At 43.2% G+C, this 12,138-nt stretch carries 9 protein-coding genes; 1 reads left to right on the top strand and 8 read right to left on the bottom strand.

Features of this window, described 5'->3' with window-relative positions:
* Window positions 1–21: 21 nt before the first annotated feature.
* The 7 genes from proB to D8886_RS09090 form a co-directional block, all read right to left on the bottom strand.
* Complete coding sequence (gene proB / locus D8886_RS09060; RefSeq protein ID WP_125435248.1) at window positions 22–1,131, bottom strand: glutamate 5-kinase; 1,110 nt, start codon at window positions 1,129–1,131, stop codon at window positions 22–24.
* 115 nt (window positions 1,132–1,246) lie between these two features.
* A complete protein-coding gene (locus D8886_RS09065; protein WP_125435250.1) occupies window positions 1,247–2,143 on the bottom strand; it encodes an RluA family pseudouridine synthase in 897 nt (298 codons plus the stop codon).
* Entirely contained in the window at window positions 2,127–2,594 is a 468-nt protein-coding gene (gene lspA / locus D8886_RS09070; protein ID WP_125435252.1) for a signal peptidase II, read from the bottom strand. The genes D8886_RS09065 and lspA overlap by 17 nt, the downstream gene beginning before the upstream one ends.
* A 3-nt stretch (window positions 2,595–2,597) precedes the next feature.
* Entirely contained in the window at window positions 2,598–3,500 is a 903-nt protein-coding gene (locus tag D8886_RS09075) for a LysR family transcriptional regulator (RefSeq protein ID WP_125330947.1), read from the bottom strand.
* Between the two features lie 119 nt (window positions 3,501–3,619).
* Window positions 3,620–4,477, bottom strand: a complete 858-nt coding sequence (locus D8886_RS09080; protein ID WP_185761287.1) for a GNAT family N-acetyltransferase — start codon at window positions 4,475–4,477, stop codon at window positions 3,620–3,622.
* Between the two features lie 112 nt (window positions 4,478–4,589).
* Window positions 4,590–6,551 carry a peptide ABC transporter substrate-binding protein gene (locus tag D8886_RS09085; RefSeq protein WP_125435256.1) on the bottom strand — a complete coding sequence of 654 codons (1,962 nt, stop codon included), beginning with the start codon at window positions 6,549–6,551 and terminating at the stop codon, window positions 4,590–4,592.
* A gap of 285 nt (window positions 6,552–6,836) precedes the next feature.
* Window positions 6,837–9,638, bottom strand: coding sequence for a glycoside hydrolase family 3 protein (locus tag D8886_RS09090; protein ID WP_185761288.1), 2,802 nt, complete (start codon window positions 9,636–9,638; stop codon window positions 6,837–6,839).
* A gap of 236 nt (window positions 9,639–9,874) precedes the next feature.
* Here D8886_RS09090 and D8886_RS09095 point away from each other — a divergent pair, with 236 nt between their 5' ends.
* Window positions 9,875–10,615 carry a hypothetical protein gene (locus D8886_RS09095; RefSeq protein WP_002917338.1) on the top strand — a complete coding sequence of 247 codons (741 nt, stop codon included), beginning with the start codon at window positions 9,875–9,877 and terminating at the stop codon, window positions 10,613–10,615.
* Window positions 10,616–10,709: 94 nt separating this feature from the next.
* On the opposite strand, the gene D8886_RS09100 is transcribed toward D8886_RS09095, so the two are convergent.
* Window positions 10,710–12,062 (bottom strand): vWA domain-containing protein, encoded by a 1,353-nt coding sequence (locus tag D8886_RS09100; protein ID WP_125435260.1) that lies wholly within the window; start codon window positions 12,060–12,062, stop codon window positions 10,710–10,712.
* Between the last annotated feature and the right edge of the window lie 76 nt (window positions 12,063–12,138).

Consider the following 12,138-nt stretch of genomic DNA (forward strand, 5'->3'; position numbering starts at 1 on the left):
CGCTTCTCCTTTCCTCGTCTTCTAAAATTCTGCAAATAAATCATTCAGCTCCGGTGTCAGAGAAATCCAGTCATCCCGATGAATGACAACACCTTTAGGTTTATTGGACTTGAGCATATCTTTAAGAGCTGATTTGCCAAAACGCACGCGCCCTTTACCAAGAATAGCTCCGCTGCCTTCCTCGTATACTGTAACCGTATCCTGATAGGCAAAGCTACCCGATACAGATACAAGACCGGATACCAACAAACTTTTCCCATTGTTTCTGAGAGCGTCGGCTGCTCCTTGGTCTACATAGATTTCACCTTGACTTTTAGCATAAAAAGCCAGCCATTGCTTCTGCGTTTTTAGACCTTTTTCCTGAGCCGAAAAGAGACTGCCATCCTTGGTTTCCTCCGCTGCTTCCAGCAGAGCGTCAGATTTGAGCGAGGAGCAGATATAGACCGGAACACCAGACATGGTTGCCAGCATTGCTGCCTTGATCTTTGTCAGCATGCCGCCAGTTCCATTGCTCGTTCCTGCACCACCTGCCATCTCAATCAGCTCAGAGCTAATCTTCTCAATTTTTTCAAGCCGGCGGGCATCAGGGTTGGTAGAAGGATTGGCCGTGTAAATGCCATCTACATCTGTCAGAAGCACCAAAAGGTCCGCTTGGGCCATAGCCGCTACCTGAGCACTCAGTGTATCGTTATCACCGACCTTGAGTTCTTCGATAGCAACCGTATCATTTTCATTGATGATAGGAATAGCTCCGCGATTCAGCAAGACAGACAAGGCCTGATGAGCATTTTTATACCGGCGTTTGTCCGCAAAATCATCTTGTGTCAGCAGAATCTGAGCAGAAATGATTTGCTTTAAAAGAAGATTGGTTGTATATTCCTCCAAAAGCAACCCCTGTCCAACCGCAGCTGATGCCTGTTTATCCGCCACCTTGGTTGGTCTCTTTTTAAAGCCCAGAGAAGAAAAACCTGCGGCAATAGCTCCTGATGAGACCAAGATTAACTCATGACCCGCCTCGTGCAAGAGAGCCAACTGCCGAGTGATTTCCTTTACCTTGGCGCGTGACAGACTGCCATCTGCGTTGGTTAATGACGAAGTCCCCACCTTAAATACGATTCGCTTTGCTTTCATTTCCTTTTCCTTCACTGCTAGGTTGTCTTATTATACCACGATTTACAGAAAATAAAAACGACCGCGATTGAAGCGGTCAAAGGAAAATTTGTATTTTAACAATGAGCAAACCTACCTATTCTTGTCGCAGTTTTGCTAAGGTTTCTTGGAAAATGGCTGGCGCTTCAGCTGTAAATTCCAGCACTTCACCAGTTCGAGGATGAGTGAAGCCTAACGTTCGCGCGTGCAGAAATTGGCCATGACCTTTTAAGGTCTTACGCGGTCCATAGACCTCATCACCAGCCACAGGATGTCCGATGTAGGCCATGTGAACGCGGATCTGATGAGTCCGACCTGTTTCCAGCTGAAGCTCGACTAAGCTATAGTCACCAAAACGTTCCAAGACTTGGAAACGCGTCAAAGCCGGCTTGCCTTTGACCGTCACGGCCTGCTTCTTGCGGTCTTTTTCACTGCGGCCAATCGGTGCCTCAATCACTCCACGGTCGTTAGGCAGGTTTCCATGAACAATAGCCCAATACTTGCGTAGGGATTTCTTATCCTTGAGCTCATCAGCCAGAGACACATGGGCTTGGTCATTCTTGGCAATCATAAGAAGCCCAGAAGTATCCTTATCGATCCGATGGACAATGCCCGGCCGAAGAACTCCGTTGATGCCAGAGAGGTCCTTGATGTGGTACATAAGGGCATTGACTAGCGTACCGCTAGTATGGCCTGCCGAAGGATGGACTACCATTCCCTGCGGTTTATTGACGACTGCCACATCCTCATCTTGATAGACGATTTCTAGCGGAATATCCTCAGGCACATACTCAACCACTTCTGGCTCAGGCAGCTCATAGGAGATGACATCGCCTTCTTTGACAGAGTATTTGGCTTTTTTGGCTTGTCCATTGACCAAAATCTGGCCGTCCTTAATCTGCTCATTGGCCAAACTACGGGATAGGTCTGTCAGCTCAGCGACCGCCTTGTCCAAGCGCTGACCAGCTACTGAAGCCTCAATTCTTACTTCCATCTTTTTCTTCCTTCAAAATCATCAGCAGTAAAATAGCTACACCAAAGGTCAGATACATATCTGCCACATTGAAAATAGCAAAATTGATAAAATCAAACTGAAACATATCCACGACAAAACCTTGACGTATCCGGTCAATAAAGTTCCCCAAACCGCCAGCAATCACCAAGGTCAGCCCGGCCAGCATCCACTTTGAAGCATGTAGATGCTTGATGAGATAATAAACAGCTCCGCCGATGACCAAAAATGTCACCAAAGTAAAGAGCCATTGCTGATTTTCCAGCATAGAGAAGGCTGCGCCTGTATTCTGAAGATAGGTCAGACTCACCAGATGCGGAATGAAACTCTTGACTTGCCCCAGCTTAAGATCGCTGATAATATATAACTTGACCAGCTGGTCCACAGCAATAAGAACTAAGACTGCAAAAGGAATAATAATTTTTCTTTTCATACTTTATTTTTTCTGTGCAAAATACTCTTTCATAACTGATACGAAGTCTTCTCCGACCTGAGTCAACTCCACATCTTCTCGCTTGACATAGACCATGTGGTTGTCCAAGTTGTCACGAAGCTTGATGACAGTAATACCATTTACACTATTGCTGTCCAAAAAGCCAGAACCAGTCGCATAAGCATCGGTTCGCTCCAAAATTCCATTCAAAGTCGCTCGGTCAGTCACATTAAACATTTGGGAACTGGCACTGGTATCGACAAAATTCTCTGAATAATAGAGATACTCGTCCTTTTCCTGAGTAAAGCGAACAGTCGGCAAGGCCGCTAAATCTTCCATGACCAGCTCTTCCTTTTGTGTCAGAGGATGATCCTCCCTCAGGTAAATGTGGGTCTGAAAAGGAATCAACTCAATTACTTCCAAGCCCAGCTTTTCCATCCGCTGCATAATACCCTTGGTATTCTGGTTATTGAGGTAGATAATGCCGATTTCACTATGGCCTTGCGCGACTTCGTCCAGAATCTGTACAGTTGTTGACTCAAAAATCCGGAAGTTCTTATACTCAGGATAGGTCTGAGAAAATTGGGTAATCAAAGGCGGCAGAAAGTCATAGTGTTGGCTGGCAATAGAAAACTCATCCCGCTCTTCCTCGGGATTTGCATATTGATTTTGAAAAACATCAAAACCCTTGACCAAGTCTTGAGCCTTTTCATAAAACTCCATTCCTCGGCGTGTCAGAAAAGTCCCGCTGCTGGTCCGACGAAAAATCTTGAAGCCCAACTCTTTTTCCAGATCACGGACAGAAATAGACAGACTAGGCTGGCTGACATACATTTTTTCCGCTGCTTCTCGAAAAGTCCCACTGTTAGCAATGGCGACCACATAACGCAATTGTTGAATATTCATAACATTTTCCTTCTTTACATATCGTCTCATTATACCATAAACCAAGGCAGAACAAAAGAAACCAGCCGTAAGAAGCTGGTTTATCCTTTGAAGTTAATGAGCAACCTGAGAAAAATTTGCTATTTTTCTTTTAGATAAACAACCTCTGTCATCTCTTTGAAGCCTAGCTTTTTATAAAGTTTCAAAGCTCGGCTATTCTGCTTTTCTACGACAATCTGAAACTCTTGTCCATTGCGCTCATTCAAATCCTGCATACTTGCAAGCAAGAGATAGCTTCCTAGCCCCTGCCCCTGAAAATCTTGATCAACCGCCAATCCAAAGAAATAATTGGTTCCAAAATCCGTATCAACCGATACTGAAGCCACAACCCGACCATCTTTCTTCAGGATATAGAGCAAGCTAGATGCTCTGCTGACAGCTTCTCTGGCGTATTTCAAGGCAACATCAAGCGGTGTCTCAAAAACCTGGGACTGAAAGACTGCAATCTCTTCTGCCAAGTCCAAACTTCCCTGCAAAACCTCTATCCCTTCTCTCTTTTCCAGAGGAAAAGTTTGAACAGGCTGCGCTAGCCAGATTTCTGCTTCATCCTCTTGGTAATCAAATCTCCGAGCAAAATCAGATTGTTCGTTCAAAAAGGCCTGCTCTGCTACATACTCAATCTCGGTCAAATCATACTTATCAGCTACTTTTGAAAAAGCAATCAGAAGCTGATTAGCCACACCCTGACGGCGATACGCCGGCAAGACATAGAGAGAAACCTCTGCTTGACTAGGTTCATCCGCATAGACTGATAAAAAACCGATGGTCTGGCCATCCATCTCAGCCAAGAAGAAGGCTGGCATTTCAGGATCTGCATTATAATTATTATCCAGATAGGGCAGTCGATAGCCTCCGTCTGCCTTATTACACTCTTGAACTAATTCAAACAATTCCTGCTTTTCTTTCTCAGGTAATGCATTATAAATACTTATCTGCATCTGTCTCACTTCTTTCCAGTATTTCTTTCTATTCTACCACGAATAGCCCTGTCAAGTCATTCAAAAAGGGACTGGAAAATCCAGCCCCAATCTCGCTTAGTTAATTGTTTTTTTATTTTTCAACGTGGTCAGCAAGTTCTTCCTGAGCTTTTTTATTTGCCGCAGTAGCTTCTTCTTTCCATTTTTTCTTAGCCGCTTCGTATTCTTTAGTCGTTACTACATCCTTCTGAAGCTGGGTCAGCTTGAAGTTGTAAGCTGAACCTTTGACACCAACTGGTGAGTAGGCCTTTGTAAATGGCACTGATTTAGTAACAGACGGTGTTGCTCCTTGTGAAACAGTCGGGATAATCAAGCCGCTATCTAGCAACCAAGCTTCCGCTTCTGCATACTTTTCGTAACGCAGCTGCACATCGTTGGTTTCAGCATTGGCTTCTTCCAGCATCTTAGTATATGTATCCAAGCCCAGCTCTTTAATCTTATCATTATCCTGACCTGGCTCAAAACCAAAGTTTTGCAAGCTTCCGCCGTTCTTGATATTGAGAGTATCAAGGTAGGTAGATGGGTCTTGGTAGTCACCAGTCCAGCCACCAGTAGACATATCATAGTCTTTCTGAGCAGCAGAGTTAGCAAAATAGGTGATATTATTAAGATCGTCTGTGCTCATCTTTTGCAGGTCAATGACGACATTTTCCGCTCCAAGAGCCGATTCGATAGACTGCTTGGTTGAGCTAGCCCATTGAACGCCAATCGTGCTAGACTGATCCACAGGCATATCTAAGTGAATTGGGAATTCAACTCCCTTAGCCTGCAAGGCTTGCTTCGCTTCTGCAAATTTCGCCTTGGCTTTTTCAGGATTGTAGTAAGGATCTTGAGCGTCAGAGAGGTCAATTCCTTGCCATTGGCTGCCATAGTTGACTAATTTTTCTCCAACAACAGTTCCAAAATCTTTGTCCCCAATTTGGACAAAAGTAGGCGGCACTAAGGTATTTCTCAAGACCTTAGTCGCTCCGTCTTCACCATTCCCTTGCGCTCCATAAGACGTACGGTCAAAGGCAAAGTTAATAGCCTGACGGAAGTCCTTGTTCATGATTGCTTCGTTGGTCGCAGATTTTTGAGCATCTGTTGTTTTAGAAGTATGATTGTAAGACTGACGGTTGTAGTTGAAATTATAGTAATAAGAAGTAGAATCCTGCGGGCTATATACGATATTGTCCGCATATTTCTTCTTGACTGAAGCAAAGCCTGAGCTATTCGGATAGAGACGTGCTGTGCTGTAAACGCCATCGCTGAAGTTACGAATCAGTGCTTCCTGATCATTTCCATCGTAATAGGTCAGCTTGATACTATCCAGAGTCACATTGTCTTTGTCGTAGTAATTTGGGTTTTTGACAAATTCCATCACAGACTTGGAAGTCAGAGACTTGAGCAAGTAAGGACCATTATAGAGGATGCTAGATGGCTTGACAGAGCCAAAATTGCTTCCTTCTGCTTTCAGAAACTCTTCATTGACTGGGAAGAGAATCGTGCTGGTCGTTTTAGAGTTCCAGTAAGGCTCAGGGCGAGCCAGAGTGTATTGGAGTGTATGGTCGTCAATAGCCTTGACACCAACATTGTCGAAATTCTTATCTTCACCCTTGATATAAGCATCCAAGCCCTTCACAGAGTCCTGAACTAGATAAATAGCTTCAGAATTTTCATCCGCTGCATACTTCAAGCCAGTCACAAAGTCCTGGGCTTTTACTTCTGCATATTCTTCACCATCGGATGTGTACCATTTAGCATCATCACGCAGCTTATAAGTATAGGTCAGACCGTCCTTAGAAACTGTCCATGACTTCGCGATAGAGGGAATCAGGTTCCCATACTTGTCATTTTCAAAAAGTCCATCGACCAGGTTGGAAATGACATCACCTGTCGTTGCACGGTTTGTAGCAAGATAGTTCAAGCTGTCAGGGTCTGAACTATAAACGTAAGTATAATTATTTGTGCTAGATGAAGACTGACTACAAGCCGTCAGCAATAGCCCGGCACTCAGTGCAACTCCAGTCGCAATCAGCCATTTTGATGCTTTCATGGATAGAACCTCCTTCGATGTTATATTTTATAACATGAACTATTATACCAAAAAACGTATAAAAAGTAAATAGTAAACCGATGACAGTTGAGTAAAATATCTAAGGACGGGTACTTTTAGCAAGCTCACAAAGCTTTCCGTTACTGCATTTCTGCAAATTTCTAAATAAAAAAGGAAGAATCCGCTTTTACTGCAAAGTTGTCTCGGATTCTTCCTTTTTGTTATTTTATCAAGAATGACTAGAACTGTTAGAAGTTTAACAATGCTTGCTCGTTCTTTTATTTCTTAGAGTTTTCGGCATGATAAGCCATACAGATAGACAACTCCAAACAAGAACAAGACACCCAGCAAGACTAAGAACAAACTTCTGCTGTCTCCTGTTTTAGGAAGCTGACTTACCAGCGGAGCCTGCTGACTTAGTTTCCGACGAGGACTTACAGGTTCAACAGAACGCAAATTCAACTGCGGAGGATTTTGTTGACCTGGAGCCATGATTCTCTGCCTAGCTGCAGTAATCTGAACAAGCTCCTTGTGATAATCTTCTCCCATGCTGAATTCTCTGTCTTGACTGTCAATCAATGTTAGAGACACAACTGGACTGAACTGACCTTCTACTAAGCCTTTCAAGCCAATCTCAACCGGATTAGTATCATTGGCTTTTTTAGAAATCAGAACAGTATCACCAGAGATGGTATAGTCTGGACTAGGGAGAATGCTGAAATGTTGAGTATCCATCTTAAGAGCAAGACGATAGTCATTTTTCTCTAGACCATTTAATCCACTCAGGGTAACCGTAGCTGTAAAAGGCTGATCTAGCTGAGCTGATGTAGGAACATTGACTGTGATATCCTTAACTGGATCGGTATAAAAGAGGCCGTGTCCGATAGGATAGGCAACCTCTGTCTCAGACATGATACCATCCTTGATACGTGGTACATTCACTGGTAGCGTTCCAACATGTTTTTGACCGTTGAAAATCACTTCCACTCCAGCCGGGATATTAGGACCGAAAGCATTGTCCGGCTTCAGAGACTCAGTTGGATCCATACCCTTGTTTCCATAAACCGCTACTATAGCCTTGGCATTAGGATAATTCGCTACATCATAAGGTTTGGAAATGCTCATGACAGCTGCTTGCTTTCCAGTTGCATTTGCATAGTCCACGACTTCTGTCGGAACCCTTGTCAGCCAGAAATCGCTGGCCAGTTGAGATTGACGCCCAATTTCAGAGATTAAGACAAGGTGAGTAGCCTGGTCAATCTTTCCTTTCAAATCTTCCAACTTGGTTGTCTTACTGTAGTTCAGCGCTTCATATGTGACACCTGCCGGAATCACTCCGTCTGCTATCAGACGCTTGACACCCAGCTCTAGTCCAGGCGCTTCATCGTCATAGGCTGCTAACAGCAAAATCCTGTCGCCAGATTTGACCTTAAAGGGCAGAACAGTATCGTCGTTTTTAACTACTGTCACTGCACTAGCAGCAATTTTTCGTTCAGTATCTCTGTTTAACTCTGAGCCAACAGTTGCTTCAGCCTTGGCTTGGGTTCGCTCAGATGGGTCAAAGTCTAAAACACCCCGTTTTTCTTTCAGGTTCAAGATGCGGGTCACTGACTCATCTAATCTGCTGACTGGGATATCGCCTCTCTGAACCGCCTGCTCAATATCACTGATAATCTTATCAATCTTGGCTAAATCACTCTTGCTGCGTAAGACAGTTGGCATCAGCACCACATCCACACCTGACTTGATAGCCATGATAGCCGCTTCAGATTCTCCAAAATTCTTGGCAATCGCATCCATGCCCATAGCATCAGATACTACCACTCCCTTATAACCAAACTTTTTGCGAACAATGCCGGTAATAATGTCATCAGACAAGGTGGCAGGAATATAAATGGTTCCCCCAGTTTGCTTAGATATAACTGTGTCTTTTTCGATCTGAGGATATTGAATATGAGCTGTCATCAGCATATCAGCATTTTTGTCAATGGCAGCCTTGAAGGGAAGTAACTCCAGCGCTTCGAGCTCCGCATAGGACTTATCTACCAGAGGCAGACCAGTGTGAGAATCCACCGCCGTATCACCATGCCCAGGGAAATGCTTAGCCGCTACTGCGACATTGTATTTCTGAATCCCCTCCATCATAGCCGTTCCCAAACGAGCAACCACCTTAGGATCTGAAGAGAAGGACCGCAAACCAATAACGGGATTCTGCGGATTGTTATTTGTATCAAAAACAGGAGCAAAGTTGACATTTAAACCTAGAGCCGATAGCTCCCGTCCAATAATTTGACCTGCTTGATTAGCCAATTCTGAATCACGCGTCGCGCCAACTGCCATGTTGCCAGGAAGAGCAGTCCCACTGCCCAAACGATAGACGATACCACCTTCTTGGTCAATCGCGAGCAAGAGCGGCAACTTGCCATTATTAGCTTGGTTGCTGATAGCTGCTTGCTGCAGAGCCTGCGTCAAGGCTAAGGTTTGAGCAGTACCCTTCACATTCTCAGCAAAGAGAATGACACCACCAAAGTCGTATTTATCAACCGCTTCTGCCACTTCTTTATTAAGCTCCGTCATATCGGACTGGGTGGCTTGGCCCTCTTGCTGCCATTTTCTGAAGTCCGGCATCAACATCTGAGTAATTTTCTGACGAACTGTCATATCAGCCACAAGCTCCTGCACTCTCTTAGAAGCCGAAGGTTCATCACTCGCCGCCTGATCCTGCGCCTGATTGGCAGCTGAGGAAACTTCTGCAGACTGAGCTGTCGCTGGTTTGGCAGAATCTTCTACCAATTTCCCCGTGTTACCAGCTTGACTTGAATCATCTGCTTCAGTAGTTGCAACTGACGGAGCAGCAGAGACCGGCAGAGCTTTTGCAGCAATCTGACCATCCTGACTTGGCATGCCCCTAACCCCTGCACTACTATCAGAAGAGTCCGTTGCAACTGCAGCACTTGCTTGTTCTGACTGGTTGACTGGTTCCAGCAGCTGATTAGCCGTATCTGCTTTTATGGCTCCCAATGGCCAAAAAACTAGCAATGACAAGGCAAGTACCAATAGCAATTTATACCTTTTCATCATAGGCATTCTCCTTTCATCACTATAATAATAGCACAAAAAATTATGTTTGTAAACGTTTACATATTATCTAATCCTTGTTTGTTTTTATCACCAATTAGTAATATAATCTCTATAAAAATGAAATAGTATTACAATATTATAGAAATGTTACAGAGGTATAATTTTATAGAAATAACATAACCTAACTGTTAAAAATGAGATTCTTTAATCTTATACTAACAGTTGCATAGAAAGGATTTGCTATGAGACAAGAAAAGAACACCAAAACAATGTTCAACCGCCGCTACTGGTTGGGCCTTTCACTCGCTTCTGCTACGACTTTGGCAGCTGCTTTGATTTCCACCGGAACAGTCCAAGCGGAGAACAAGTCAATCCCAGACTGGGCTTCTAGACGTGAAGTTGGTATTTACGATCCTAGTGTACCCGACATTGAGGACGACCCTACTATCTTTGATGATTCTGAACCTATCAAGGTTCCGGAAGCACCTAAGCCTGAGTTCCCTGGCGCTTTTTATGATGAGTCTGGTGAAAGAATTGAAAATAGAATCGTTCTTCACGAGGGTAAATACTACAGGGCGGACCACTATGGTAATACATACAAAGTTCAAGATGATCCAGCTGAACAAATTCCGACGAATTTAAAAAATTCCTTCTATACTAGCCCAACCGGGAAGACGTATTATTTCGACGAAAAAGGACGAAGGGTCATCAATACTTACACTATTGATGGCAAACTATACTTCTTTGATTCTAACGGAGAAATGGTTAAAAACAGATTTGTTAGTTACTCTGAATATACTTATTACTTTGGTGAAGATGGAACAGCTTATGAAAACGGTCTTTTTAAGATTGGCAAGTATTACTATTACTTTGGTGAGTATGGTGAACTTTATAGGGAAACTATTGTCAACTACAAAGGAAAGACCTATTATGCAAATTGGTATGGCGTTGTCAATATAAAAGACGAAGAAGTTACTCCATAATGAAAAACACCAGAAATGAGAACGTGTGTCTTCGTTTCTGGTGTTTGTTTTATTCAACCCCCCTCTAATGGGAAATTCATTTTTTAGCAGATGGTTATTGTTCTTCTGATTTTCTTACACTAATACCTAGCCCCAATCCAGTCAGAAGCAAACCAAGCCCCACAACACTATAGACTGCCTTTTCGCTACTTCCTGTTTTAGGAAGAGACTGTTCAGATTTGGCCAAAAGTGTTGGTGCTTGAACATGATAGACGGTAGATGTAGGCATTGTAGTACGACGTTCAAGATAGAATTGATAACTATCTTTTATGATTTTATAGTAACGAGCTTCATTGACACTTTCAACAATCCATGAAGTGGTTCCTTTTGTTAGAGCATCAGCTAGGTTATTTTCGATATCAAGCACTCTGCCTTCTGTTGCAAAATTTTTGTAAATTCCCTCAATCGCTTTTACCGTTGCTACGGTTCTTTCTATACCAGCAGCTTTCAAAGCCGCAAGTGTATCAGCAACCGTTGGAATTGAAGGGTCTTCTTTCATTTCAGCATCTGTTAATAAAACGACGAATTTCTTATTTTTAGATGACTTAGACCAATCATAGGTCGAAATAATCTGTTTCAGGGCAGGAGTTGGTGTTTCCGGAGTATCTCCTCCACTCGCTATACGAATCGCAGCTAACGCTTTTTCGAGCTCAGCCGGATCAGTTGTAAAATAAGATGACCCAAACCGTGTTAGAACCGTATCTTCATCTTTGCTGCCAGAATTACGGCCGTAGACTTCATCACTAAATGTTGCCAAGCCAAAACGTGCTGTAATCCCCTCTTTAGTAATATTTCGCACAAATTCATTAATATTTGCACGAACAATATCAATTGTGCCACCCATCGATCCTGAACGGTCGACAACAAATACAATATCAGCTGAACCAGCTTTTGTCACAGTTGGTGGCGTTGAGGTGTAGGTAATAGTTGTAGTCTTATCTACTCGCTCATACTGCGTATAGGGATTCCCATTTTCATCTGTGCCAGATAAAGTATTTTCAGTACGTCTAGTTATTGGCTCTGGCGCCTTGTCAACCTTTGCCGGAGCCACTTCTGTCTTTGTAACATCAACAGTTGACGTTTCTACACGGACTGTTTGATTGCCTTCTTGACTTTCTTTGACATCAACAGGTGATACATTTTTTGAGACATCGATCAAATCTCCTGGTTTCGCTGTAGATTCTTCAACAACAGGTTTCGTCGTATCAGCAGCAATTTCAGAACCAGCAGCTTCAATCGGAGACCTTACTGCTTCAGTTTTTGCTATACTGCTTGAAGGTGGTGTGCCAACCTGGTCTGCAAAAACATGCGAAGCTTGTGAAAAAGCAAATAGAAGAGTTGCTGATGCTAATCCAACTTTCAATTTATACAATGAAAAGCCTGGAAGTTTAAATGATTCTTTTTCCATAATTTCTCCTTATCTTTTTATATTTAGAAACATGATTGCATCTATTTTATATAGAATAACATAAAAAAATAGGAAC

The sequence above is a fragment of the Streptococcus sanguinis genome, from assembly GCF_003943655.1.
GTDB classification, from domain to species: Bacteria; Bacillota; Bacilli; order Lactobacillales; family Streptococcaceae; genus Streptococcus; species Streptococcus sanguinis_F.

Excerpts from the sequence above, each read along its gene's own strand:
- proB (WP_125435248.1), bottom strand. The coding sequence starts at position 1,131 with ATGAAAGCAAAGCGAATCGTATTTAAGGTGGGGACTTCGTCATTAACC.
- D8886_RS09065 (WP_125435250.1), bottom strand. The coding sequence starts at position 2,143 with ATGGAAGTAAGAATTGAGGCTTCAGTAGCTGGTCAGCGCTTGGACAAG.
- lspA (WP_125435252.1), bottom strand. The coding sequence starts at position 2,594 with ATGAAAAGAAAAATTATTATTCCTTTTGCAGTCTTAGTTCTTATTGCT.
- D8886_RS09075 (WP_125330947.1), bottom strand. The coding sequence starts at position 3,500 with ATGAATATTCAACAATTGCGTTATGTGGTCGCCATTGCTAACAGTGGG.
- D8886_RS09080 (WP_185761287.1), bottom strand. The coding sequence starts at position 4,477 with ATGCAGATAAGTATTTATAATGCATTACCTGAGAAAGAAAAGCAGGAA.
- D8886_RS09085 (WP_125435256.1), bottom strand. The coding sequence starts at position 6,551 with ATGAAAGCATCAAAATGGCTGATTGCGACTGGAGTTGCACTGAGTGCC.
- D8886_RS09090 (WP_185761288.1), bottom strand. The coding sequence starts at position 9,638 with ATGCCTATGATGAAAAGGTATAAATTGCTATTGGTACTTGCCTTGTCA.
- D8886_RS09095 (WP_002917338.1), top strand. The coding sequence starts at position 9,875 with ATGAGACAAGAAAAGAACACCAAAACAATGTTCAACCGCCGCTACTGG.
- D8886_RS09100 (WP_125435260.1), bottom strand. The coding sequence starts at position 12,062 with ATGGAAAAAGAATCATTTAAACTTCCAGGCTTTTCATTGTATAAATTG.